Raw genomic sequence first — 24,415 nt, forward strand, 5'->3', positions numbered from 1 at the left:
CCTACAGCGTTACCTCGCCGGAGAATGGATCCCGCGAGTTGTGCAGGGCGATCGTCCTGGAGAAGTTGAAAAATGTCGCTCTACAAACGGAAGACCAGTCCCAACTGGCAATACAAGCTTTACCCCCCTGGCGGCGGAACGCCGCTACAAGGCAGCACTGGAACCAGCAACAAAGCGCAGGCCCAGGAGTTCCACGACCGGTTGAAGGTCGACCTCTGGAACCAGGCGCGGCTCGGCACCAAGCCGCGCTACACCTGGAACGACGCCGTCGTGCGATACATCAGCGACCGGGAAGGGCTGGCGAGTCTGGAAACGTCGAAAACGCACCTGCGGTGGCTCGACCAACACCTGTCCGGCGTCGCGCTGATCGACATCGACCGCGACAAAATCGACGCAATCGCCCAGGCGAAGAGGATGGAACCGAAAGTCATCCGCACGAAGCGCGGAATCGTCACCACCGACCAGCGCGTCAGCACCGGCACGGTGACGCGCGTGATCGGCGTGTTGAAGGCGGTGCTGAACGCGGCCGTCGAGTGGGAATGGTTGGACCGCGTGCCGGTCACGAAGCACGCGAAAGTCGTGCAGAAGCGGATCCGCTGGCTGACGCAGGCTGAAGCCGAACGTCTGCTAGCCCAGTTGCCCGATCACCTGGCCGACATGGCGCGCTTCGCGCTCGAGACAGGGCTGCGTCGCTCGAACGTGACCGGATTGCAGTGGTCGCAGGTCGACATCGTGCGGCGCGTCGCATGGATCCATCCGGACCAGGCGAAGGCGAAGAAGGCGATCACGGTGCCGTTGTCCGATACAGCGATCGCCGTGCTGCTGCGCCAACGCGGGAAGAAGCGCGCGCCCGAGTTCGTCGACAGCGTGTTCGTCTACCACGGTCGGCCGGTGTATCAGACCGTGACCGAAGCCTGGCGCAAGGCGTTGAAGCGTGCGCGTATCAGGGACTTCCGCTGGCACGACCTGCGCCACACCTGGGCGAGCTGGCACGTGCAACGCGGCACGCCGCTGCAGGTGTTGAAAGAGTTGGGCGGCTGGGAAACGCTGGAAATGGTGCAGCGGTATGCGCACCTGTCAGCCGATCATCTGGCGCATTGGGTCACGCCGCTAACGGCCGAGCCGGTGCCGGTGCTAGCTGCAATTTAGCTGCAATGAGTCTGTCCGACGAAGGGAGGAAACCGCTGAAAGCCTGACTAGGCTTGGCGCGCCCGGCTGGGATCGAACCAGCAACCCCTGCCTTCGGAGGGCAGTACTCTATCCATTGAGCTACGGGCGCATGTGACAGTGAAACGACCCCAATAAACCGGCCGCCCACCATTGGCAAGACGGCAAGGATACCCGGTTTCCCATGAAGCGTCCACCTTGCCTGCAGAATCCCCGTCAGGCCCCCATTCGTGCGGGTAAACACGCGCCTTCGCGCCGCTCGCCGTGATGTAAACGTTCCGTCTATAATCGTCCGTGCTTCATTGGACTGCCATTTTGCCGTTGCACCGCGCTCACAATTCCTATTCACGGAGACGAGGCAAGCATGAGCGAAGCACCCCACGAATCTCCCGTCAAAACCCCCGGGCAGCTGATTGCCGTCGTCATCGCATCATTCGCGATTCCGATCGCCCTGATCGTCCTGTTTGCCACCTATGCCAACCATGCGTTCCGCTCGGGCGCCGGCACGGACGCGCTATCGGACGAACAGGTCGCCGCGCGGATCGCACCGCTCGCGAAAGTCGACGTGAAGGACGCCAACGCGCCCCGCACGTACAAGACCGGCGAGGAAGTCTACAAGGCCGTGTGCGTGACCTGTCACGGCACGGGCGCCGCCGGCGCGCCGAAGTTCGGCAACAAGGATGACTGGGCACCACGCATCTCGCAGGGCTTCGACACGCTGCTGAAGACGGCGCTGTCGGGCAAGGGCGCGATGCCGCCGCGTGGCGGCACGAATCCCGACGACGTCAGCGACTATGAAATCGCGCGCGCGATCGTCTACATGGCGAACAACGACGGCGCGAACTTCCCCGAGCCGGCTGCCCCGGCCGCCAATGCGGCGCCGGCGGCGAGCGGCGCGGCGGGTGCGGCAGGCGCGTCGGGCGCGGATGCGTCGAACGCGCAGGCCGCGGCCGCAATGGCCGCGATCGCCGCGATTCCGAAGGCCGGCGAAAAGCCCGCGGCTGCGCCGACCAGCGCCGACGCCGCATCGGCCGGCAAGGCGCTGTACACGCAGGTCTGCCAGGCGTGTCACGCGGCCGGCGTGCTCGGCGCGCCGAAGTTCGGCAGCAAGGAGGACTGGGCGCCGCGCCTGAAGGACTCGATGGATATCGTCTACAACTACGCGCTGCACGGCAAGGGCGCGATGCCGCCGAAGGGCGGGTCGAGCGCGTCCGACGCCGACGTGAAGGCGGCCGTCGACTACATGGTCAACGCGTCGAAGTAACGTCTGCCGGCCAGAAAAAACCCCCGCGGCGCACGCGCATCGCGGGGGTTTTCCTTTCTTGGGACGGCGGCGCCGGCCGCCTCTCGCACGTCACTTCTGCAACAGCGCCTTCAGGCTCGCGAGCCGGTCCTTCGGTGTCATCGGGGCTTCCTCCGGCGTCGGCGGCGGCGCTTCGTCGAGGCCCATCTCGGGGATGAAGCGCGACGGCTCGCACACGACCGTCTCGCGCGCCCGCTTGCGCTTCTTGCACCAGTTCAGATGCAGGCTGCGCTGCGCGCGCGTGATCGCGACGTACATCAGCCGGCGCTCCTCCTCGATCCGCTCGTTGTCGATGGGGCCGTCGTCCTCGCTGCCACCGCGATGCGGCATGATCCCCTCCTCGACGCCGACCAGGAACACGTGCGGATACTCGAGCCCCTTCGACGCATGGACGGTCGACAGCCGCACCGCGTCCGGATCCTCGTCCTTGCCTTCGAGCATCGACATCAGCGCGACGGTCTGGATCAGGCCGAGCAGGTTCTTGCCGGTGTCCGCCAGCCCGTCGGCGTTGTGGAACCCGTCGGCCTCGCCGTCGACGGCTTCCGTCTCGGGCTTGGTGCCCTTGCGCTTCAGCCATTCGAGGAATTCGAGCACGTTCTGCCACTTCGACTGCGCCTGCCGCTCGTCGAACGCGTCGTACAGATAGGCCTCGTAGTGGATGGCCTCCATCATGTCGTCGAGCACGACGGTCGCGGGCTCCTTGTCCGCGCGATCGGTCAGGCGCTGGATGAAGTCGCAGAACATCCTGAGCGGCTCGACCTGGCGCGCGGACAGCCGCGCCTCGATCCCGCCCATGTACACAGCCTCGAACAGCGACACCTTCGCCTGGCCCGCAAACGAGCCGAGCGCTTCCAGCGTCGTGTTGCCGATCCCGCGGCGCGGCGTCGTGACCGCGCGGATGAACGCGGGATCGTCGTCGGCGTTCGCGATCAGGCGCAGGTACGCGCACAGGTCCTTGATCTCGGCCTTGTCGAAGAACGACTGACCGCCCGACAGCACGTACGGGATCCGCTCACGCCGCAGCACCTGCTCGAAGATGCGCGCCTGGAAGTTGCCGCGATACAGGATCGCGTAGTCGCGGAACTGCGTGCGCCGCTCGAACTTGTGCGCGGACAGCCGGAACACGACCGATTCGGCTTCGTGCTCCTCGTCGTTGCACGGCGTGACGGTGATCGAGTCGCCCATCCCGTGCTCGGACCACAGCTTCTTCTCGAACAGTTTCGGGTTGTTCGCGATCACGTTGTTCGCGGCGGTCAGGATCCGCACCGTCGACCGGTAGTTCTGCTCGAGCTTGATCACGTGCAGCTTCGGGAAATCCTTGCCGAGCTGCGCGAGGTTCTCGAGCGTCGCGCCACGCCAGCCGTAGATCGCCTGGTCGTCGTCGCCCACCGCCGTGAACGCGGCGCGCGGGCCGGCGAGCAGCTTGAGCAGCTCGTACTGGCACGCGTTGGTGTCCTGGTATTCGTCGATCAGCAGGTAGCGCAGCTTGTTCTGCCAGCGGTCGCGCACCTGCTCGTTCTTCGCGAACAGCTCGGCGGGCAGGCGGATCAGGTCGTCGAAGTCGACCGCCTGATACGCATGCAGCGTCGCGACGTAGTTGCGGTAGACCAGCGCGGCCTGGTGCTCGTCCTCGTTGGCCGCGATCGCCATCGCCTCATCGGGCATGATCAGGCCGTTCTTCCACAGCGAGATCGTGCTCTGGATCTTGCGGATCAGGCCCTTGTCGGTGGTGCCGATCTGCTCCTGGATCATCCCGAAGCAGTCGTCCGAATCCATGATCGAGAACTGCGGCTTCAGGCCGACGTGCTCGGCCTCCTGGCGCAGGATCTGCACACCGAGCGAGTGGAACGTGCACACGGTGAGCTGGTTGACGGGCACCTTGCGGCCTTCCTTGCCGGGCGTGGTGAGCGTCTTGCCCTCCAGCAGCTTCGACACGCGCTCGCGCATCTCGGCCGCGGCCTTGTTCGTGAACGTGACGGCCGCGATATGGCGCGGCTCGAAACCTTTCGCTTCGATCAGGTGCGCGATCTTCTGCGTGATCACGCGGGTCTTGCCGCTGCCCGCGCCGGCGAGCACGAGGCAGGGACCGTCGAGGTAGCGCACCGCTTCGTTCTGAGCGGGGTTGAGGCCTGCGGACATGATGACGGATGATGTTGCGGTTGACGGCGGAACGCCGGGAGGATGCCGCGCGCGGCAGGCCTGGAATGCAGGCGGACACGCGGGGCAGGACGCGCATGTTAACACGTCGGCGGCAGCCGGCGGATGACGATGCAGCCGGGTGGCGACGCGCGACACCGGCGGGCTTCGCGCCCCTTTTCCTGCGCCCTTTTCCTGCGCCCTTTTCCTGCCCCCTTTCCCCGCGCGCTTTCCGCGCGCTGCCCGCGCCGGTGGACGCGCCGGTGGACGCGCGCCGAATATCCGAACAGGCAGCAAATCTCCCCTCTGTTTGATCCATGACCGCGCGGCCCCCGGCGGCAAGATACGCGAAACGTCGGCGAGTACGCGCCGCCGCCCCTTCATTCGCCGTCATCGACTTCCGCCGCCATGAATGACACCGTCATCGCCGCCCCCGTTTCCGAGGCCGAGCTGGCCCACGCCGCCGCGCTTCACGCCGCCGGCTCGCTTCAGGACGCGGAGCAGGCCTACCGCCAGATCCTGCAAGCGCATCCCGAACATGCCGATTCTCACCTCCGCCTCGCGACGGTGCTCGAACAGCTCGACCGGCGCGACGCCGCGCTGCGGCACTTCCGGGCCGCGGTGGCAACCGAGCCGTCGCAGCGGCGCTACTGGATCGCGTGCATCGACGCGCTGACGCGCGACAACCAGATGGATGCGGCGCGCGCGCTGGTCGCGCAGGCCCGCACGCACGGCATCGACGCGTTGTCGCTCGAACTCGCGGCAGCCGATGCGCCGTCGGCCTCCGCCGACGAGCTGGCGGCCGTCCTCTCCGAATTCATGAATACGCTCGCGGCGCTGCTCGACAAGCGGCAATTCGCGCAGGCCGAAGGCATCGCGACCCAGCTGACCGAATGGATGCCCGACATCGGGCTCGGCTGGCGGGCGCTGGCCGTCACGCTGGTTCAGCAGGAGCGTCACGCAGAGGCGCTCGCGCCGATGCGCAAGGCCGCCGCGCTGATGCCCGACGACGCCGACACGCGGCAGGACCTCGCCGAGCTCGAGGCGCATGTGATGCAATCCGCGCCGGCGCCGCAGCCCGTCGCGATGCCGCTGGTGCCGAACGCGACGCTCTGCACGACGCTGCCGGGCAGCCGTCAGTTCCGGCATTTCGCGGGCGGCCTGGTCGCCACGGTGCCGGTGCTGATCCCGACCTTCAACAATCCGACCTATACGCGCCGGATGGTGGCCCAGCTGAAGGCCCGCGGCCTGCGCAACATCGTGATCGTCGACAACGCGTCGGGCGCGCCGGACATGCTCGCGTTCCTGGAAAGCGTGCAGGACGACGTGACCGTCGTGCGCCTCGATCGCAACGCGGGCCCGCGCGACCTGTTCCTGTCGGACGCGAACTACGCGCGCCTGCCGGAGCTCTTCTGCGTCACCGATCCGGACCTCGAACTGAACGACGCGCTGCCGCCCGAATTCCTGTTCGAGCTGATCGATGCGACCGAAGCGTTCCAGACCGGCAAGGCCGGCTTCGCGCTCGACATCTCGCAACCCGAGCTGATGAAGGAAACGACGCTCTTCTGCGGCGACCGCCAATACACGACGCTCGAATGGGAGGCGAACTTCTGGCGCCACCAGATCGGCAGCACGGCGGGCGGCGACCCGATCTACAACGCGCCGATCGATACCACGTTCGCCGTCTACAACAAGCGCTACTTCCGCCGCGAATCGCATCTCTGCGGCGTCCGGTTCGCGGGCCGCTACACCTGCAAGCACGTGCCCTGGTACAAGGAGACCGGCCTGACGGACGCGGAGGAACAGTACTACCGCGAACACCAGAAGTGGTCGAACTACCTGGCCTGACCCGCGGCGGCCGGCATCGGCGCATCGCAGCGCCGTGCACGCACGCCGCCCTCTTCGCCCGACAACCCTGACACCTCGCGCCATGCTACCCAGAGTCAACCTCGTCAAGACCGACAACGCCGATTACCTGCTGTTCGCAACCCGGGACGCGATTTCGGCGAACCTCTATTACAACGGCTCGTGGGACGCATCGCTGCTGACCATCAGCCAGATGTTCTACGCGAACGAGGAGGCGCCGCTGGTGCTCGACATCGGCGCGAACCTCGGCGCGTACGCGGTGCCGGTCGCCAAGAGCATCGCCGCGCAGGGCGGCATGGTCTACGCGTTCGAGCCGCAGCGCATCGTCTATTACCAGCTGTGCGGCAACGTGTTTCTGAACCGGCTCGAGAACGTGCATGCGTTCAACGTCGCGATCGGCAACCAGGACGGCATCATCCCGCTGCCAGCGATCGACTATTCGCGCTCGATCAACATCGGCGGCTTCTCCCTCGACGAGCAGTTCAACCTGCGTCGCAACTCGGTCGAGACCGTCGCGAGCCAGCAGCCGAGCGACGTGCCGATCGCCCGGCTCGACACCCTCAACTTCCCGAAGTCGCCGGCGCTGATCAAGATCGACGTCGAAGGGCTCGAACTCGACGTGCTGAAAGGCGGCACGGCCTTCCTCGAACGGCACGGCTTTCCGCCGCTGCTGCTCGAGGCCTGGAACCTCGAATGGTTCTCGGAAAAGCGCGCCGCGCTGCTCGACTACCTGAAGACGCTCGGCTACACGTGGTTCGCGATGGGCGACGAGCTCGTCGCGCAGCATCCGTCGTTCGCGCGGCAGGTCAGCTTCGAGACGGGCGCCGACGGCGTGATCCGGATGAACCGCACCCGCTGACGGTTCGCACCCGGCGCAACGTTACGCGCGCAGGCGCTGCCTGAGCGCGTCGGCGGCCTGTGCGGCCCAGGCGGCGCACGCGGCCGCGCCGGGATGAAAGCCGTCCGCCGCCATCAGGTGCGGCTCGAGCGGCAGCGCGACGCGCAGGAACGTACAACGCGATTGCGTCGCGGCCCACTCGGAGAGCGTCGCGTTGAGCCGCTTCGCGCGCAGGCCGAGATACCACGCAAGCGGCTGCGGCAGCGCCGGAAAGCGCTCGATCGGCGGCACCGCCGACAGGATCACGTGCGCGACCCCGAATCGCACGGCGAGCAGATCGACGAGCGCCGCCTGCGCGGCGCGCCAGCGCGCCGGCGACACGCCGCCCGTCACGTCGTTCACGCCGAGCGACGTCACTGCCACATCGAACGGCTGCGCCGGCTCGGCGGCAAGCCAGTCGACGAGTTCCTCGGCGGTCAGCCCCGTGCGCGCCAGCAATTTCCAGCTCACGCGGTGCGATGCCGCAAGCGCGCGGGCGAGCTGCCCCGACAGCGCGTCGCGCTGCGACGCGACACCGACGCCCGCGGCAGCCGAATCGCCCAGCACCAGCACGCGCAGCGGCGGCCCGTCGCCGGCCGTGCCGTCGCGCGGGCCGGCCGCCTCGGCGAGCCGCGGCGTGACGCGGCGGACACGACGCCCCTGCATCAGCAGCAACGGGCCCAGGGCGGCGGTGGCGAGCGGATATCCCATGGTTTCGATCCGGTAACGGGGCAAGCAGGCGACGCGGGACACGCGCCGGAACAGCCCCCATTGTGTCGGATTCGCGCGCCGGCGGGCTCGATCCGAGCCATTCGGCCGAGGTCGTGCGCACGCGCAGCGGTTCCTTGTCCGTTCGGCCAACGCCCGCTCGCGCGCGTGCCGCCGTGCCACAATAGCCGTCCGCGCGGCCGGTGGCCGCAGCGCTTTGCCCTTCGTACGCAGCCAAGGATTTGCCATGTCGTCATTGCTCAGGATTGGTTTGATGGGTTTCGGTTTCGCCGGCGCGACGTTCCACGCGCCCGTGATTGCCACGAGCGGCCGCACCGAGATCGCCGCGATCGCGACGGGGCAGCCCGATCGCGCGCGCGCCGCATACCCGGGCGCACGCATCGTCCCCGATCTCGACACGCTGCTCGGCCTCGACGACATCGACTGCGTGGTGATCGCCACGCCGAACGACACGCACTTCACGCTCGCCCGCCAGGTGCTCGAAGCCGGCCGCCACGTCGTCGTCGACAAGCCCGTCACGCTCACGGCCGACGAAGCGCTCGCGCTCGCGCGGCTCGCGAACGCGCGCAGCCGCCTGTTCGCACCGTTCCACAACCGCCGCTGGGACGGCGACTTCCTCACCGTGCGGCGCATCGTCGAATCCCGCGAACTCGGCCGGCTCACGTATTTCGCGTCGCACTTCGACCGCTTCCGGCCGACCCCGCGCACGCGCTGGCGCGAGGAGCCCGCACGCGGCGGCGGCCTGCTGCTCGACCTCGGCCCGCACCTGATCGACCAGGCGCTCGCGCTGTTCGGGCTGCCGGAAACGGTCAGCGCCACGGTCAAGACGCGCCGCGACAACGGCACGGCGCCCGATTTCGTGCACCTGCTGCTCGGCTATCCGGACAAGGACGTCGCGCTGCACGCGAGCGCGCTGTCGGCGATCGAGCCCGCGCGCTTCACGCTGCACGGCACGCGCGGCAGCTACCAGAAGTTCGGGCTCGACACGCAGGAAGATCAGTTGAAGGCAGGCCTCACGCCGGACCACGTCGAGTTCGGCGGCGGCAACCCGCCCGGCGTGCTGCGCGTGCTCGACGGCGAAGTCGAGGTCGAGCGGCCGGTGCCGACGCTAGACGGCCAGTACGCGGAGTTCTACCGCGCGCTCGCCGCGTCGGTCCACGACGGCGCGCCGTTCCCGATCACGCCGCAGGACGCCGTCGACGTGATGACGATCATCGAGCTCGCCGCGCAAAGCGAGCACGAAGGCCGCCGGGTACCGTTCGTGCGCCGCACCGTCTGACCGCCGGCCGGGTCGGCACCGTCCCGGCCTCGGCCGCTACCCCGCGCCGTCCCCGGCAGCGGCCACGCGTCAGCCGCCGCGACGGCACGGTCCCGAACATTCCGTTACAAATGGTGCGGGAACGAAAGTCATCGGTCGCCCAGTCTGATGCGTTTCTCAAAAAGTCGATCCGACACCAAACCGTCAGGAGAATGTGATGCAACGGTTGATTCGCGCAGCGGCATGCTGCGTCCTGGTTTCCTCGCTCGCGGCCTGTGTCGTGCAGCCGCAGCGGCCGGCCCGACAGGCGCCTCCGCCCCCGCCGCGGCCAAATCCGCAGGTCGTCGCGAACGATCGCCTGCTGGAGGTCCAGGGCCGGATCGACAACCTGCACCGCCGGATCGACTCACGCGTCAACGGCGGCTACTATCCGCCGCCGTACGGCGCGCAGCTGCACCACCGGCTCGACGTGATCCGCCAGGAAGCGAACGACATGTCGGCGCAGCACAACGGCGGCCTGTCCGGCGACGAGCAGCGCGTGCTGAACCAGGAACTCGACACGGCCGCGCGCGCGATCGGCGAGTAATACCGGCCCTGCCGGGACCGGCCGGTGCCGGCAAACGCGGCGGCGGCCCTCGCGCCGCCGCTTGTCGCGAAGCGACATTCTTTTGCTCAAATTGACAACGCCCACCCGCTCGCGTACAGTCGCCCGCACGCGTCGGGAGAGCGTGTGACCGCGTAGCAACTCGCAACGCCGGTCGCGCCGCCGAAGGGGCACACCCGCAAACTCTCAGGCAAAAGGACCGACCGCGTCGGGGAATCCCGTCCGCGCTTCGCGCGGGCCGCACTCCCCGCACTCTGGAGAGCGGCAGTAGCCCGCTGCGCGATTGCAGCGCGGGCAGGCTGCCCACCGAAGGGGCGCGCGTTCGCCGGCTTTGCCCGCGGCGCAATCTCTCAGGTATCGAGGACAGAGGGGCATGTATCGCATCGCTCGCAGGCCCAAGGCCGCGGCGGTCGGCACATGGCCGTTCTGACCCGCGCGCAAGCGCCTTGCCTGAGGCCTCGATGACTGCACTGAATCAAACCCCGCTCAACGCCGCGCACCGCGCGCTCAATGCCCGCATGGTCGACTTCGGCGGCTGGGACATGCCCGTCAACTACGGCTCGCAGATCGAAGAACACGAAGCCGTGCGCACCGACGCCGGCATGTTCGACGTATCGCACATGTGCGTCGTCGATTTCACCGGCAGCCGCGTGCGCGCGTTCTTCGAACACGCGATCGCGAACAACGTCGGCAAGCTCAAGACCCCCGGCAAGGCGCTCTACTCGTGCCTGCTCAATCCGCAGGGCGGCGTCGTCGACGACCTGATCGTCTATTACTTCACCGAAGACTTCTTCCGCGTCGTCGTCAACGCCGGCACGGCCGAGAAGGACATCGCGTGGTTCAACCAGCTCAACGAACAAGGCGGCTACGGCCTGACCATCGCGCCGCGCCGCGATTTCGCGATCGTCGCCGTGCAGGGCCCGAATGCCCGTGAAAAGGTCTGGACGACGGTGCCCGCCGCGCGTGCCGCGACCAGCGAACTGAAGCCGTTCAACGCCGCGCAGGTCGCCGGCACGCCGTTCGGCGATCTCACCGTCGCGCGCACCGGCTACACCGGCGAAGACGGCTTCGAAGTGATCGTCCCGGCCGTGCACGTCGAAGCGCTGTGGGCCGCGCTGCAGCAAAACGGCGTGCGCCCCTGCGGGCTCGGCGCGCGCGACACGCTGCGCCTCGAGGCCGGCATGAACCTGTATGGCCAGGACATGGACGACACCGTGTCCCCGCTCGACGCGGGCCTCGCATGGACGGTCGACCTGTCGGCGCCGCGCGAGTTCGTCGGCCGCGCCGCGCTCGAGCGCGACGGCTCGCGCGCTGCGTTCGTCGGCCTGATCCTGCAGAAGGAAAACGGCAAGGCGGGCGGCGTGCTGCGCGCGCACCAGAAGGTCGTCACGCCGCACGGCGAAGGCGAGATCACGAGCGGCACGTTCTCGCCGTCGATGCAGGAATCGATCGCGTTCGCGCGCGTGCCGGCGGCCGTCCAGGTCGGCGACACCGTTCATGTGCAGATTCGAGACAAGCAACTTCCCGCGCGCGTGGTAAAACTGCCGTTCGTGCGCAACGGCAAGGTCCTCGCTGCGTAACGACCGAGAGGCGACCGGGAGGCCGCCTCCCGGGGAAGCCGGGAAATGGCGCCCGGCGCAACCACACCCGGCGCGCCCCGGCGGCGCGCCAGCATAACGAACACACCCTTTTATCCAGGAGCATCCGATGAGCAACGTCCCGGCCGATCTGAAATACACCGACGAACACGAGTGGATCCGCACCGAAGCCGACGGCACGCTGACGGTCGGCATCACCGATCACGCGCAGAGCACGCTCGGCGACATCGTCTTCCTCGAACTGCCGCAAGTCGGCAAGTCGGTGAACGCGGGCGACGCCGTCGGCGTCGTCGAATCGGTGAAGGCGGCATCCGACATCTACTCGCCGGTGTCCGGCGAGGTCGTCGCCATCAACGAAGAAGCCGCCGACTCGCCGGAAGAAGTGAACAGCGACGCATACGGCACGTGGCTCTTCAAGATCAAGCTCGCGGCCGGCGCCTCGACCGACAAGCTGATCGACGCTGACGCCTACAGCAAGCTGATCGACTAATTTTCCCTACCCGAACCGCGCGGCCGGCCAGCCGGGCCGCGCGGGACCAGAGTCACGCCATGAAGCTCGAACACCCGGACCGCCTGATGAACCGCACGCCCCTCTCGCTCGCCGCGCTCGAAACGCACGACGCGTTCGCCGAACGCCACATCGGCCCCGATGCCGCCAGCCAGCAGGCCATGCTCGACACGCTCGGCTTCGCGTCGCGCGCCGCCCTGATCGACGCCGTGATCCCGGCCTCGATCCGCCGCGCCGAAACGCTGCCGCTCGGCCCGTTCGCGCAACCGAAGAGCGAGGCCGAAGCCCTCGCCGCGCTGCGCGCCCTCGCGGACAAGAACCAGGTGTTCCGCTCGTATATCGGCCAAGGCTATTACGACTCGCACACGCCGGCCGTGATCCTGCGCAACGTGCTCGAAAACCCGGCGTGGTACACGGCCTACACGCCGTACCAGCCCGAAATTTCCCAGGGTCGCCTCGAGGCGCTCCTGAACTTCCAGCAGATGGTCGCCGACCTCACGGGCCTCGCGATCTCGAACGCGTCGCTGCTCGACGAAGCAACGGCCGCGGCCGAAGCGATGACGCTGCTGCAGCGCACCGGCAAGCCGGCGTCGAACGTGTTCTACGTCGCCGACGACGTGCTGCCGCAGACGCTCGAGGTGATCCGCACGCGCGCGCTGCCGATCGGCATCGAGGTCAAGACGGGCCCGGCGGCCGACGCCGCGCAGGCCAACGCGTTCGGCGTGCTGCTCCAGTACCCGGGCGTCAACGGCGACGTGCGTGACTACCGCGCGCTCACCGAAGCGATCCACGCGGCGGGCGGCCACGTCGTCGTCGCGGCCGACCTGCTCGCACTGACCGTGCTGACGCCGCCGGGCGAATGGGGCGCGGACGTCGCGGTCGGCAACACGCAGCGCTTCGGCGTGCCGATGGGCTTCGGCGGCCCGCACGCCGCCTACATGGCCGTGCGTGACGAATTCAAGCGCCAGATGCCGGGCCGCCTCGTCGGCGTGACCGTCGACGCGCAGGGCAAGCCCGCGCTGCGTCTCGCGCTGCAGACCCGCGAACAGCACATCCGCCGCGAGAAGGCGACGTCGAACGTGTGTACCGCGCAGGCGCTGCTCGCGATCATGGCGAGCATGTACGCGGTCTACCACGGCCCGCACGGCCTGAAGACGATCGCGCTGCGCGTGAACCGCATCGCGGCGCTCGTCGCCGCCGGCGTGAAGCAGCTCGGCTTCGCGACCGTCAACGACACGTTCTTCGACACGCTGACGATCGACACCGGCGCGCGCACCGCGCAGGTTCACGCATTCGCGAAGGCCAAGCGCATCAACCTGCGCCGTGTGAGCGACACGCAAGTCGGCGTGTCGGTCGACGAAACGACGACCCGCGACGACCTCGCCGATCTCCTCGCCGTGTTCGCGCAGGCCGCGGGCGGCACCGCGCCGACCGTCGACGCGCTGGACGCGGGCCTCGCCGGCGTCGCCGCGCTGCCGGCCGGCCTCGAGCGCACGAGTGCGTACCTGACGCACCACGTGTTCAACCGCCACCATTCCGAAACCGAAATGCTGCGCTACCTGCGCAGCCTGTCGGACAAGGATCTCGCGCTCGACCGCTCGATGATCCCGCTCGGCTCGTGCACGATGAAGCTGAACGCGACGTCGGAAATGCTGCCGGTCACGTGGCCCGAATTCGGCCGGATCCACCCGTTCGCGCCGGCCGAGCAGACCGTCGGCTACCGCGAGATGATCGACCAGCTCGAGCAGATGCTGGTCGCGGCCACCGGCTACGCGGCCGTGTCGCTGCAGCCGAATGCCGGCTCGCAGGGCGAGTACGCGGGCCTGCTGATCATCCACGCGTACCACGCTTCGCGCGGCGAAGCGCATCGCGACGTGTGCCTGATCCCGGCATCCGCGCACGGTACGAACCCGGCGTCCGCGCACATGGCCGGCATGAAGGTCGTCGTCGTCGCCTGCGACGCGCAGGGCAACGTCGACATCGCCGACCTGAAGGCGAAGGCCGAGCAGCACGCGAACGACCTCGCGGCGATCATGATCACGTATCCGTCGACCCACGGCGTGTTCGAGCAGAACGTCCGCGAGATCTGCGAGATCGTGCACGCGCACGGCGGCCAGGTGTACGTCGACGGCGCGAACATGAACGCGATGGTCGGCCTGACCGCGCCGGGCCAGTTCGGCGGCGACGTGTCGCACCTGAACCTGCACAAGACCTTCTGCATCCCGCACGGCGGCGGCGGCCCGGGCGTCGGCCCGGTCGCGGTCGGCGCGCACCTCGCGAAGTTCCTGCCGAACCAGCGTTCGACCGGCTACGCGCGCGCGGAAGACGGCATCGGCGCGGTGTCGGCCGCACCGTACGGCTCGGCGTCGATCCTGCCGATCTCGTGGATGTACATCGCGATGATGGGCGCGAAGAATCTGACCGCCGCCACCGAAACCGCGATCCTCAACGCGAACTACATCGCGAAGCGCCTCGCGCCGCACTACCCGGTGCTGTATTCGGGCCCGGGCGGGCTGGTCGCGCACGAGTGCATTCTCGACCTGCGTCCGCTCAAGGAAACCAGCGGCATCAGCGTCGACGACGTCGCGAAGCGCCTGATGGACTACGGCTTCCACGCACCGACGATGAGCTTCCCGGTGCCGGGCACGCTGATGGTCGAGCCGACGGAATCGGAATCGCAGGAAGAACTCGACCGTTTCATCGCCGCGATGATCGCGATCCGCGATGAAATCCGTGCGGTCGAGGAAGGCCGCGCCGATCGCGAGGACAACCCGCTGCGTCACGCGCCGCACACGGCAGCAGTCGTCACCGCGAACGAATGGCCGCACGCGTACTCGCGCGAGCAGGCTGCGTACCCGGTCGCATCGCTCGGCACGAACAAGTACTGGCCGCCGGTCGGCCGTGCGGACAACGCCTACGGCGACCGCAACCTGTTCTGCTCGTGCGTGCCGATGTCGGAATACGCATAACGCCCGTCGCGCACCGGAGTCCGGCCGTGACCACACCGCACGCAACCTCCGGTTGCGTGCGGTTTTTGCGTTCGCCGCCAACCCGATCGATTCACGCTTGCCCCCCAATCCGGCTAACATCACACGCGATCCAGCCAATCAAGGAGTTCCGCATGGTGCGTCCGATGTTTCCGGGCCATGGTGCAGCGCACGAGCGGCCGCGCACGCGCCGCTTCGTGCCGCTGCTCGTCGCGTCGCTGTCGTTTGCCGTCGCCGGCCTTGGCACGCCGGGCAGCGCAAGCGCGGCGATGAATTTCTGCGCGGCGCCCGCGTTGCAGGCGAGCGAGACGACACAGGCCGAGCCGGGCGTGCAGGCGCTGATCCGCAGCGTCGACGCGCGTATCGGCGAGCAGCCGAAGGCGTTGGCGCGCGTGCACACCGAAGGCACGCTGCCGCACGAAGGCATCTACGACCAGAGCGCCGACGCGCTGAAAGACATGGAGCTGATGCGCGACGCCGCGCTCGCGTGGCGCGTGACCAATGCGCCGCGTTACCTGCAGCTCGTCGACCGCTTCCTGTCCGCGTGGGTTGCGACCTACCAGCCGAGCTTCAACCCGATCGACGAGACGCGCTTCGACAGCCTGATCGTCGCGTACGACATGACGGCGAGCGCGCTGCCGGTGAAGACCCGCAACGCGACGGCGGCGTTCATCGCGAAGCTCGGCGCCGGTTACGTCGCGCAGATCGACGCGCAGAAGCGCCCGCTCACCGGCACCTGGCGCAACAACTGGCAAAGCCACAGGATCAAGCTGATTGCGCTGTCCGCGTTCACGCTCGGCGACCGCAAGATGATGAACGCCGCGCAGCGGCTGTTCGTCGAGCATCTCGCCGACAACATCGGCCCGGACGGCAAGACCTGGGATTTCGAGGAACGCGACGCGCTGCACTACGCGGTGTACGACCTGCAGCCGCTGGTGACGGCCGCGCTCGCCGCGCGCCGCTTCAACCGCAACTGGCTGCGCGAGCGCGGCGCGAACGGCGCGACGCTCGCGGCCGCGCTCGACTGGCTCGTGCCGTACGCGCTCGGCGAGAAGACGCACGAGGAATTCGTGAATTCGCCGGTGCCGTTCGACGCGAAGCGCCGCGAAGCCGGCTTGCCGGGCTACACGGGGCAGTGGGACCCGAAAAACGCCACTGAACTCTTTCATCTGGCCGCGCGGCTCGACGGGCGTTATGCCCGCGTCGCGCGGCAGCTCTCCCCCATGCCGCCCGCATGGCTCGCCGCGTGCCTGCCATTGCAGGCGCGTTAGCACTATTCTCAAAGCAAGGCAGGAATCGAAATGGCAGTCAGCGTGTTTGACCTCTTCAAGATCGGCATCGGCCCGTCCAGTTCGCATACGGTCGGACCGATGCGCGCGGCGCTGATGTTCGTCCAGGGCCTCGAGCGCGACGGGCTGCTCGACGCGACGGCCCACGTGAAGGTCGAGCTGTACGGCTCGCTCGGCGCCACCGGCAAGGGCCACGGCACCGATCGCGGCGTGATGCTCGGGCTGCTCGGCGACGCGCCCGATACCGTCGATCCCGACACGATCGACGCGCGTCTGGAGGACGTCCGCACGTCGAAGAAGCTCGCGCTGCTCGGCACGCATCCGGTGCCGTTCGTGCTGAAGGAGAACATCGCGTTCTACCGCCAGGCGCTGCCCGAGCACCCGAACGGCATGAAGCTGCGCGCGTCCGACGCGAACGGCGCGGTGCTGGTCGAGCGCACGTACCTGTCGGTCGGCGGCGGCTTCGTCGTGACGGCCGGCGCGCCGAACACGAAGGTGCTGAGCGCGGCCGAGCAGATGACGCATCCGTTCCGCACCGGCGCCGAGCTGCTCGCGCTGACCGAGTCGACCGGCAAGTCGATCGCGCAGCTGATGTGGGAAAACGAGCGCGCGTGGCACACCGAGGAAGAGACGCGCGACGGGCTGCTGAAGATCTGGGCCGTGATGCAGTCGTGCGTGTCGCGCGGCTGCGGGATCGGCAACCCCGACGCCGACGGCAACCTGCCCGGCCCGTTCCAGGTCAAGCGCCGCGCGCCGCAGCTGTACCGCACGCTGACGGGAAGCCCGGAGCGCGCGCTGCAGGATCCGCTGTCGATGATCGACTGGATCAACCTGTATGCGATCGCCGTCAACGAGGAAAACGCGGCCGGCGGCCGCGTCGTCACCGCGCCGACCAACGGCGCGGCCGGCATCATCCCGGCCGTGCTGCACTACTACACGCGCTTCACGCCGGGTGCGAACGAACAGGGCGTGATCGACTTCCTGCTGACCGCCGCCGCGATCGGCATTCTGTACAAACTCAACGCGTCGATTTCGGGTGCGGAAGTGGGTTGCCAGGGCGAAGTGGGCGTCGCCTGCTCGATGGCGGCCGGCGCGCTCGCGGCCGTGCTCGGCGGCTCGCCGCGCCAGGTCGAGAACGCGGCCGAGATCGGGATGGAGCACAACCTCGGCCTCACCTGCGACCCGGTCGGCGGGATGGTACAGATCCCGTGCATCGAGCGCAACGCGATGGCATCGGTGAAGGCCGTCAACGCGGCACGCATGGCGCTGCGCGGCGACGGCTCGCACTACGTGTCGCTCGACTCGGTGATCAAGACGATGCGCGAGACCGGCGCCGACATGAAGACGAAGTACAAGGAAACGTCGCGCGGCGGGCTGGCGGTGAATATCGTCGAATGCTGATGCGGTGACGGCGGGCGGGCGCACGCGCCGAGGCACGCCGCCGCCCCGCTCGTTCCGATACTTTTCACCGGCCGGCGTACCGGCGCCCCGCCGACAGGCGTAAGCTGTACCTCCCGCTACCCAGGGAGACGGCAGCCCATGTCGCATTCCAAGGATCTCGAGCCGCGCGCCACCACCGGCGCGCGACTGCTCGTCGATGCGTTGCTCGCCAATCACGTCGAACGCGTGTTCTGCGTGCCGGGCGAGAGCTTCCTCGCCGTACTAGATGCGCTGGCGGACGACACCGCGCGCATCCAGACGGTCGTCTGCCGCCACGAGGCGGCCGCCGCGAACATGGCGGAGGCGGTCGGCAAGCTGACCGGCCATCCCGGCATCGCGTTCGTCACGCGCGGTCCCGGCGCGACCCACGCGTCGATCGGCGTGCATACCGCGTTCCAGGATTCGACGCCGATGATCCTGTTCGTCGGCCAGTGCGCGCGGGAGCACCTCGACCGCGAAGCCTTCCAGGAAATCGACTACCGCCGGATGTTCGGCCAGATGGCGAAGTGGGTCGCCCAGATCGACGACCCGCGCCGCATTCCCGAATACCTGAGTCATGCGTTCCACGTCGCGATGTCGGGCCGTCCGGGCCCGGTCGTGCTCGCGCTGCCCGAGGACGTGCTGTCCGAAGCCTGCGCGCCGCAGCCCGTCGTGCCGGCCGCGAAGCGCGTCGCCGCCGCGCCGTCGGCCGCGCAGGTCGACGAGCTGCGCGAACGGCTTGCGCGCGCCGAGCGGCCGTTCGCGATCGTCGGCGGCAGCGGCTGGACGCCCGACGCATGCGCGAACCTGCGCACCTTCGTCGAGCGGTGGCAGTTGCCGGTCGCATGCGCGTTCCGCTACCAGGACACGATCGACAACGCGCACCCGAACTACGCGGGCGACGTCGGGCTCGGGATCAACCCGGCGCTCGCGAAGCGCATCCGCGACGCCGACCTGCTGCTCGTGATCGGGCCGCGCCTCGGCGAAGCAACGACCGGCGGCTACACGCTGCTCGACATCCCGAAGACGCGCCAGACGCTGATCCACGTGCACCAGGGCGCGGACGAGCTCGGCCGCGTGTATGCGGCCGACCTGCCGATCGTGTCGGGCATGCCTGAGATCGCGGCGCCGCTCGCCGCGCTCGAACCGCCGGCGCCCCCCGCGTGGGCCGGCACGGCCGCCGACTCGCACCGCGCATACCGCGAATGGCATGCCCCGCTGCCGATGCCCGGCGACGTCCAGCTCGGCGACGTGATGGTGCAGCTGCGCGAGCGCCTGCCGCACGACGCGATCCTGACCAACGGCGCCGGCAATTACGCGATCTGGCTGCATCGTCACTTCGCGTACCGGCACTTCCGCTCGCAGCTCGCGCCGACCAGCGGCGCGATGGGCTACGGGCTGCCCGCCGCGCTCGCCGCGAAGTCGCTGTATCCGTCGCGAACCGTCGTCGCGCTCGCCGGCGACGGCTGCTTCATGATGGCCGGCAACGAACTCGCGACCGCGATGCAGTATGGACTGAACATCGTCGCAATCGTCGTCAACAACGGGCATTTCGGCACGATCCGCATGCATCAGGAGCGCAACTATCCTGGGCGCGTGCATGGCACCGGGCTCACGAATCCCGATTTCGCCGCGTATGCGCGCGCGTTCGGCGCGCATGGCGAGACGGTCGAGCACACCGCCGACTTCGCGCCGGCACTGGAGCGCGCACTGACCTGCGGGCTGCCGGCGCTGATCGAGATCCGCATCCCGCAGGACGCCAGCACGCCGGCCGCGACGCTCGAGCAGATCCGCGAACAGGGCCGCCGCGCGCGCGGCGCATGACCGTGGAACTGCGCACCACACCGGCCGGCCTCGCGCTGTCGCGCGACGACGCGCTCGCCCACCCCGGCACGCTGCTCGCGCCGGACGGCACGCTCGTCGCGCCGTACGACCTCGAGCACGGCGGCGGCCCCACGGAGGGCCATGTGCCGGCCGCGCCGGCGCTCGGCCTGCTGCACGCCGCCCACCAGCCGTTCCGGCTCGACTACGACCGCATGACGGACGTGCACGTGATCAACGGAATGGGCGTCACCCTCGGCGACTCGGTGATCGGGCTGACCGCGCTCGCCGCGCTGCGCGCGATGCATCCCGGCCTGCGCTTCACGCTGTTCCGGCCGGCCCGCGCGCCGCGCTACGTCGACGCGCTGTATGCGCTCGCGGCTGACGTCGTCGCGCCGTCGCATGCGCTGCCGTGCGCCGCCGATGCACTGCCCGCGCACGCGCCGTGCGTCGATCTCGGCAATCACCTGTACTGGCCCGCGTTCGCGCGGCAGCCGATGATCGACTTCTTCCTGGACGCGCTCGGCGCGGATCCGGCCACGGTGCCGGCCGCCGCGAAGCGCAACCGCTGGCTCGCGCGGCTGCGGCTGCCCGCGCTGCCGGCCGAATGGCGGCGGCCATACGTGCTGTTCTGCCCGACCGCGAGCACCGCGGTGCGCAGCGTGCCGCCGGCGCTGCACGCGACGTTCGTCGAGCGACTCGCGCAGCGTTACGGGCTGCCGGTGCTCGGCTTCGGCCCGGTCGCGCATCCCGCCTACGTCGACGTGAGCCGCGACGCGGCCGATACCGCGCACTTCATTGCCTGGGTCGAAGGTGCGAGCATGCTGTTCGCGCCCGATACGTCCGCGCTGCATCTCGCCGACGGCTTCGACGTGCCGACGCTCGCCTGTTTCACGACGATCGGGCCGGTGCTGCGGGTGCGCGACTATCCGCACTGCGTGCCGGTCGCGCTCGACGTGCCGGACGATTTGCACGGGCTGCATCGCAGCGAGCGACCGGGCGATCTCGCGGCGGTCGAAGCCGCTTACCGGGCGATCGACTGGGATGCCGTGCCGTGGCCTGCACCGCGCGACGCGGCGACTAAGTCCGGATAGAAAAACGAAGATCACCCGAAAGATCGGGCGTGCAGCGGCAGCCACGCACTGCCGCGCGGCTCATCCGGCCGTCACCGTCACTGCCCGCTCGCGCAGCGTCTCCGACGGCCGTTTGCCGAACAGCCGCCGGTAGTCGGTCGCGAACTGGCTCAGGTGCCAGAAGCCCCACGCCTCCGCGACGTCCTGCACCGAGCCGGCCGCCCGCCCGCACAGATCACGGCGCGCGCCGTTCAGCCGCAGCGTCCGCAGGTAGGTCGCGGGCGCCATGCCGAGCACGTCCTGGAAGCAGTACTGCAGCGTGCGCCGGCTCACGTGCAGTTGCTCGCACAGCTCGGGCACGCCGACCGGGCGCGTGCGGTGCGCGAGCACGTACTCGCGCGCCTGCTCGACGATCCAGCGCCGTGTCGACGGTGCGCCGCCGGCGCCATCGTCCGCCGGTTGCGCGCACGCATCGAACAGCGCGGCCAGCACCTCGGCCTGCAGGTCGTCGCGCTGCGCGTCGGGCAGCGGCCCGCCCACGGCCGCCGCGCCGTCGAGCCGGCGGCCGAGCAGCGCGCACAGGCGCGCGAGCCGCGTATCGCCAACCTGGATCACGTGCTGCGTGAACAGCCGCTCGTCGAGCGCGCGGTGTTCGACTTCCTCCGCGTAGCGGCGCAGCACGTCGCCGCGCACGACCACGCCATAAATCGAGAACTGCGCGGGCGTCAGCAATTCGAATTCGACGTTGCCGGGCCGGAACGCGAGCGCACCGGGCCCGATGCGGCACGCATCGACGCGCGCGGTGCCGTCGCTGACCAGCGGGATGCCGAACCAGTACGCGTCGCCGCGCACCTCGCATGCCTGGCGCAGCAGGTGGCTGGTCGATTCGCGAAACAGCTTCATCGTGTCGAGCGGCAGCTCGGTCAGCGTGCCGACGAAGCGGCCGGCCGCGAGCTGGTCGTAAGTCTGCCGCCAGCCGATCAGGTTGCGCGCCTGCTCGTCGGCGTCGTGCGCGACGCTGACCACGGCCTGGCCGGCGAGCGCGTCGTCACCCTGCGCGCTGCACCGCGTGTCCTCGGCCGTCGGCTCGGCCATGCACTCCAATCGTTGACCCATCGTGTTCTCCTCACCTGCCCGGAACCGCGTCCAACACGCAAGTCCCGTGCCGAACCGCGCGGCCCGGCGACAAGCCCGTCATTGCACGCCGTGCGGCCGCCGCGCGCCATGAGGGCGCACCCGGAGGCGGCATGCCACGCACCGTGCGGGTGCGGCTTGCGCGCCGCGGGCAGCCCGGCGACGCGCTACGCGCCCGGCCGCAACCGCACGACCCGCGTGCCGCAATTGCCGTACGCCTGCGCGACCGCCAGCTCGATGATCGGGCTGCCGGCCGGCCAGGGCGCGGCATCCGCTGCCGGCAGATCGGCGCGCAACGTCGCGCGGCCGTTGATCCGATAGCGGATGCCGCGAACGAAATCGATGAACAACAGCCCGATGCCGCCGCCGTCGCACGCGAGCGCATCGATCCGGTCGCCGTCGCCGCGCGTCGGCAGCGCGAAGCGCAGCGTCTTCGTGTCGATCACGCGCACGACCGGCCACAGGTCGCCGTTCGCGTCGCGCATGCCCTGCACGATGTCGCAGGTCACGCGCGCCGGGTCGCCGCGCGTCGTGCCGACGAACATGAACGGCTGCGATTCGACGAACTGGCGCACGCCGATGCTCAGCCGCGTCGTGATGACGTCGCTCATGCGCTCGGCTTCGTCGGCGACGCCGAACCGGTGCTGCGCGTCGAGCTCGCCCGCGTGAAACACGGGGTGACGCGGCCAGGATCGAGGCGGATCTGCCATGCTGGTTTCCGTCGGGGCCATCGGTGCGCGATGCGGGCGCGACCGCGCGACAGCCGATGCGGTTGCCGAGGCGGGCCGCCGGCGACGCGCAGCCGACGCCGCGTATCGAATGTCGAAAGGCGAAAAAAGCGAAGTGCCGGACGATCGGCCGCAAGCGCGCTGCCGCGCCGCGCGCACCGCCCGACGGCCGGGCAGCCATCGCCCGACCGTCGAACGCTGCCCGGCAATCCGGTTCCGGACACGCCGCCGTCCGGCACCGGTTGCCGTACCGCGCAGCGTCGCGCTGCCGCCCGGCCGGCCCGGCACTTCGCCCCTGCTGCGGCGATCAGAAGAACCCGAGCGCCTCGGCCTGGTAGCTGACCAGCAGGCACTTCGTCTGCTGGTAGTTCGACAGCGCCATCTTGTGCGTCTCGCGACCGATGCCCGACTGCTTGTAGCCGCCGAACGCCGCATGCGCGGGGTACAGGTGGTAGCAGTTGGTCCACACGCGGCCAGCCTCGATCTCGCGGCCCATCCGGTACGCGCGCGTGCCGTTGCGCGTCCACACGCCGGCGCCGAGCCCGTAGAACGTGTCATTCGCGAGTTCGATCGCTTCCTGCTCGTCCTTGAACGTCATCACCGACGCGACCGGCCCGAAGATCTCTTCCTGGAACACGCGCATCTTGTTGTTGCCGAGCAGCATCGTCGGCTTCACGTAGTAGCCCGTGCCGAGGTCGGCGGCCGGTGCCGTGCGCTCGCCGCCCGTCAGGCATTGCGCGCCTTCGTCGCGGCCGATGTCGATGTACGACAGGATCTTGTCGAGCTGCTGCTGCGACGCCTGCGCGCCGATCATCGTCTGCATGTCGAGCGGATGGCCGGCTTTGATGCGCTCGACGCGCGCGACGGCCTTCTCGATGAAGCGTTCGTAGATCGATTCCTGGATCAGGATCCGCGACGGGCACGTGCACACCTCGCCCTGGTTCAGCGCGAACATCGCGAGCCCTTCGAGCGCCTTGTCGAGGAACGCATCGTCCTGGTCGAGCACGTCGGCGAAGAAGATGTTCGGGCTCTTGCCGCCCAGCTCGACCGTCGACGGGATCAGGTTCTCGGCCGCGGTGCGCAGGATGTGCTTGCCGACCGGCGTCGAGCCCGTGAACGCGATCTTCGCGATCCGCTTGCTGGTCGCGAGCGCCTCGCCCGCTTCCTTGCCGAAGCCGTTGACGATGTTGATCGTGCCGGCCGGGAACAGGTCGCCGATCAGTTCCATCAGCACCAGCACCGACGCGGGCGTCTGCTCGGCCGGCTTCATCACGACGCAGCAACCGGCCGCGAGCGCCGGCGCGAGCTTCCATGCGGCCATCAGCAGCGGGAAGTTCCACGGGATGATCTGGCCGACGACGCCGAGGGGCTCGTGGAAGTGATACGCGACGGTGTTGTCGTCGATCTCGGAAATGCCGCCTTCCTGCGCGCGGATGCAGCCCGCGAAATAGCGGAAGTGGTCGATCGCGAGCGGCAGGTCGGCCGCCATCGTTTCGCGCAGCGGCTTGCCGTTGTCGATCGTCTCGGCCACCGCGAGCAGCTTCAGGTTCTTTTCCATCCGGTCGGCGGCGGCGAGCAGGAGGTTCGCGCGCTCGGCGACCGACGTCTTGCCCCACTTGCGGCGCGCGGCGTGCGCGGCATCGAGCGCGACCTCGATGTCGTCGGCGCCCGAGCGCGGCACGCGGCAGAACGGCTTGCCGTTGATCGGCGACACGTTCTCGAAATACTCGCCCTTCACCGGCGGAACCCACTTGCCACCGATGTAGTTGTCGTACTGCTGACGATACGGATATTCGACGTCGAGGCCCAGTTGTTTCAGGTCAAACGGGTTCATACATGTCTCCTGTTCATCGTGCTTGTGTGAATGCAGCGCCGGTTGGATCGCGCTACACGGTTTACGCAACATGCGTGCCAAACC

At 68.9% G+C, this 24,415-nt stretch carries 18 protein-coding genes, 1 tRNA gene and 2 riboswitches; of the genes, 13 read left to right on the forward strand and 6 right to left on the reverse strand.

Annotated features, from left to right (window positions below):
* Positions 1-72 precede the first annotated feature (72 nt).
* A complete protein-coding gene (locus LGM71_RS31650; protein ID WP_264160650.1) occupies positions 73-1,149 on the forward strand; it encodes a tyrosine-type recombinase/integrase in 1,077 nt (358 codons plus the stop codon).
* A 54-nt stretch (positions 1,150-1,203) separates the two neighbouring features.
* On the opposite strand, the gene LGM71_RS31655 is transcribed toward LGM71_RS31650, so the two are convergent.
* Positions 1,204-1,279 (reverse strand) — tRNA-Arg (locus tag LGM71_RS31655).
* A gap of 252 nt (positions 1,280-1,531) precedes the next feature.
* Between LGM71_RS31655 and LGM71_RS31660 the strand changes: the two genes are divergently transcribed.
* Positions 1,532-2,431 carry a c-type cytochrome gene (locus LGM71_RS31660; protein WP_174919996.1) on the forward strand — a complete coding sequence of 300 codons (900 nt, stop codon included), beginning with the start codon at positions 1,532-1,534 and terminating at the stop codon, positions 2,429-2,431.
* Between the two features lie 90 nt (positions 2,432-2,521).
* Here LGM71_RS31660 and LGM71_RS31665 read toward each other — a convergent pair whose 3' ends face one another.
* Positions 2,522-4,609, reverse strand: coding sequence for a UvrD-helicase domain-containing protein (locus LGM71_RS31665; RefSeq protein ID WP_059601965.1), 2,088 nt, complete (start codon positions 4,607-4,609; stop codon positions 2,522-2,524).
* A 405-nt stretch (positions 4,610-5,014) separates the two neighbouring features.
* Between LGM71_RS31665 and LGM71_RS31670 the strand changes: the two genes are divergently transcribed.
* Complete coding sequence (locus LGM71_RS31670) at positions 5,015-6,454, forward strand: glycosyltransferase family 2 protein (protein WP_226118447.1); 1,440 nt, start codon at positions 5,015-5,017, stop codon at positions 6,452-6,454.
* A gap of 82 nt (positions 6,455-6,536) precedes the next feature.
* Positions 6,537-7,331, forward strand: a complete 795-nt coding sequence (locus LGM71_RS31675; protein ID WP_059601969.1) for an FkbM family methyltransferase — start codon at positions 6,537-6,539, stop codon at positions 7,329-7,331.
* Between the two features lie 21 nt (positions 7,332-7,352).
* Here the strand turns inward: LGM71_RS31675 and LGM71_RS31680 are convergent, their stop codons facing one another.
* Positions 7,353-8,060: an SGNH/GDSL hydrolase family protein gene (locus LGM71_RS31680; protein ID WP_226118449.1), complete on the reverse strand. Its 708-nt coding sequence runs from the start codon at positions 8,058-8,060 to the stop codon at positions 7,353-7,355.
* A gap of 244 nt (positions 8,061-8,304) precedes the next feature.
* Here LGM71_RS31680 and LGM71_RS31685 point away from each other — a divergent pair, with 244 nt between their 5' ends.
* The 9 genes from LGM71_RS31685 (at position 8,305) to LGM71_RS31725 (ending at position 20,656) form a co-directional block, all read left to right on the forward strand.
* The gene (locus LGM71_RS31685; RefSeq protein WP_226118451.1) at positions 8,305-9,357 is read left to right on the forward strand and encodes an oxidoreductase; all 1,053 of its coding nucleotides are present in this window, start codon (positions 8,305-8,307) and stop codon (positions 9,355-9,357) included.
* Positions 9,358-9,553: 196 nt separating this feature from the next.
* Positions 9,554-9,922 (forward strand): hypothetical protein, encoded by a 369-nt coding sequence (locus LGM71_RS31690; RefSeq protein ID WP_226118453.1) that lies wholly within the window; start codon positions 9,554-9,556, stop codon positions 9,920-9,922.
* A gap of 123 nt (positions 9,923-10,045) precedes the next feature.
* A riboswitch (glycine riboswitch) is annotated at positions 10,046-10,153 on the forward strand.
* 31 nt (positions 10,154-10,184) lie between these two features.
* A riboswitch (glycine riboswitch) is annotated at positions 10,185-10,317 on the forward strand.
* Between the two features lie 84 nt (positions 10,318-10,401).
* On the forward strand, positions 10,402-11,520 hold the full coding sequence (gene gcvT / locus LGM71_RS31695; protein ID WP_124627961.1) for a glycine cleavage system aminomethyltransferase GcvT: 1,119 nt from the start codon (positions 10,402-10,404) through the stop codon (positions 11,518-11,520).
* A gap of 127 nt (positions 11,521-11,647) precedes the next feature.
* Positions 11,648-12,028, forward strand: a complete 381-nt coding sequence (gene gcvH / locus LGM71_RS31700; protein ID WP_057926424.1) for a glycine cleavage system protein GcvH — start codon at positions 11,648-11,650, stop codon at positions 12,026-12,028.
* Positions 12,029-12,087: 59 nt separating this feature from the next.
* Positions 12,088-15,015, forward strand: coding sequence for an aminomethyl-transferring glycine dehydrogenase (gene gcvP / locus LGM71_RS31705; RefSeq protein WP_226118455.1), 2,928 nt, complete (start codon positions 12,088-12,090; stop codon positions 15,013-15,015).
* 152 nt (positions 15,016-15,167) lie between these two features.
* Positions 15,168-16,304 (forward strand): alginate lyase family protein, encoded by a 1,137-nt coding sequence (locus LGM71_RS31710; RefSeq protein ID WP_226118457.1) that lies wholly within the window; start codon positions 15,168-15,170, stop codon positions 16,302-16,304.
* A gap of 30 nt (positions 16,305-16,334) precedes the next feature.
* Entirely contained in the window at positions 16,335-17,723 is a 1,389-nt protein-coding gene (locus tag LGM71_RS31715) for an L-serine ammonia-lyase (RefSeq protein ID WP_059601985.1), read from the forward strand.
* A gap of 138 nt (positions 17,724-17,861) precedes the next feature.
* On the forward strand, positions 17,862-19,565 hold the full coding sequence (locus LGM71_RS31720) for a thiamine pyrophosphate-binding protein (RefSeq protein WP_226118459.1): 1,704 nt from the start codon (positions 17,862-17,864) through the stop codon (positions 19,563-19,565).
* Positions 19,562-20,656, forward strand: a complete 1,095-nt coding sequence (locus LGM71_RS31725) for an ADP-heptose--LPS heptosyltransferase (RefSeq protein WP_226118461.1) — start codon at positions 19,562-19,564, stop codon at positions 20,654-20,656. The genes LGM71_RS31720 and LGM71_RS31725 overlap by 4 nt, the downstream gene beginning before the upstream one ends.
* A gap of 60 nt (positions 20,657-20,716) precedes the next feature.
* On the opposite strand, the gene LGM71_RS31730 is transcribed toward LGM71_RS31725, so the two are convergent.
* From LGM71_RS31730 to LGM71_RS31740, 3 genes are all read right to left on the reverse strand, one after another.
* Positions 20,717-21,751, reverse strand: coding sequence for a helix-turn-helix domain-containing protein (locus LGM71_RS31730; protein ID WP_059601994.1), 1,035 nt, complete (start codon positions 21,749-21,751; stop codon positions 20,717-20,719).
* A 185-nt stretch (positions 21,752-21,936) separates the two neighbouring features.
* Positions 21,937-22,479, reverse strand: coding sequence for a hypothetical protein (locus LGM71_RS31735; RefSeq protein ID WP_226118463.1), 543 nt, complete (start codon positions 22,477-22,479; stop codon positions 21,937-21,939).
* Between the two features lie 325 nt (positions 22,480-22,804).
* Positions 22,805-24,331, reverse strand: coding sequence for an aldehyde dehydrogenase family protein (locus LGM71_RS31740; RefSeq protein WP_059602002.1), 1,527 nt, complete (start codon positions 24,329-24,331; stop codon positions 22,805-22,807).
* Between the last annotated feature and the right edge of the window lie 84 nt (positions 24,332-24,415).

Source organism: Burkholderia sp. AU33545 (assembly GCF_020419685.1).
Taxonomy (GTDB): domain Bacteria; phylum Pseudomonadota; class Gammaproteobacteria; order Burkholderiales; family Burkholderiaceae; genus Burkholderia; species Burkholderia diffusa.

Excerpts from the sequence above, each read along its gene's own strand:
- LGM71_RS31665 (WP_059601965.1), bottom strand. The coding sequence starts at position 4,609 with ATGTCCGCAGGCCTCAACCCCGCTCAGAACGAAGCGGTGCGCTACCTC.
- LGM71_RS31740 (WP_059602002.1), bottom strand. The coding sequence starts at position 24,331 with ATGAACCCGTTTGACCTGAAACAACTGGGCCTCGACGTCGAATATCCG.
- gcvH (WP_057926424.1), top strand. The coding sequence starts at position 11,648 with ATGAGCAACGTCCCGGCCGATCTGAAATACACCGACGAACACGAGTGG.
- LGM71_RS31675 (WP_059601969.1), top strand. The coding sequence starts at position 6,537 with ATGCTACCCAGAGTCAACCTCGTCAAGACCGACAACGCCGATTACCTG.
- gcvT (WP_124627961.1), top strand. The coding sequence starts at position 10,402 with ATGACTGCACTGAATCAAACCCCGCTCAACGCCGCGCACCGCGCGCTC.
- LGM71_RS31725 (WP_226118461.1), top strand. The coding sequence starts at position 19,562 with ATGACCGTGGAACTGCGCACCACACCGGCCGGCCTCGCGCTGTCGCGC.
- LGM71_RS31715 (WP_059601985.1), top strand. The coding sequence starts at position 16,335 with ATGGCAGTCAGCGTGTTTGACCTCTTCAAGATCGGCATCGGCCCGTCC.
- LGM71_RS31650 (WP_264160650.1), top strand. The coding sequence starts at position 73 with ATGTCGCTCTACAAACGGAAGACCAGTCCCAACTGGCAATACAAGCTT.
- LGM71_RS31710 (WP_226118457.1), top strand. The coding sequence starts at position 15,168 with ATGGTGCGTCCGATGTTTCCGGGCCATGGTGCAGCGCACGAGCGGCCG.
- gcvP (WP_226118455.1), top strand. The coding sequence starts at position 12,088 with ATGAAGCTCGAACACCCGGACCGCCTGATGAACCGCACGCCCCTCTCG.
- LGM71_RS31690 (WP_226118453.1), top strand. The coding sequence starts at position 9,554 with ATGCAACGGTTGATTCGCGCAGCGGCATGCTGCGTCCTGGTTTCCTCG.
- LGM71_RS31685 (WP_226118451.1), top strand. The coding sequence starts at position 8,305 with ATGTCGTCATTGCTCAGGATTGGTTTGATGGGTTTCGGTTTCGCCGGC.
- LGM71_RS31720 (WP_226118459.1), top strand. The coding sequence starts at position 17,862 with ATGTCGCATTCCAAGGATCTCGAGCCGCGCGCCACCACCGGCGCGCGA.
- LGM71_RS31670 (WP_226118447.1), top strand. The coding sequence starts at position 5,015 with ATGAATGACACCGTCATCGCCGCCCCCGTTTCCGAGGCCGAGCTGGCC.
- LGM71_RS31680 (WP_226118449.1), bottom strand. The coding sequence starts at position 8,060 with ATGGGATATCCGCTCGCCACCGCCGCCCTGGGCCCGTTGCTGCTGATG.
- LGM71_RS31735 (WP_226118463.1), bottom strand. The coding sequence starts at position 22,479 with ATGGCAGATCCGCCTCGATCCTGGCCGCGTCACCCCGTGTTTCACGCG.
- LGM71_RS31730 (WP_059601994.1), bottom strand. The coding sequence starts at position 21,751 with ATGGGTCAACGATTGGAGTGCATGGCCGAGCCGACGGCCGAGGACACG.
- LGM71_RS31660 (WP_174919996.1), top strand. The coding sequence starts at position 1,532 with ATGAGCGAAGCACCCCACGAATCTCCCGTCAAAACCCCCGGGCAGCTG.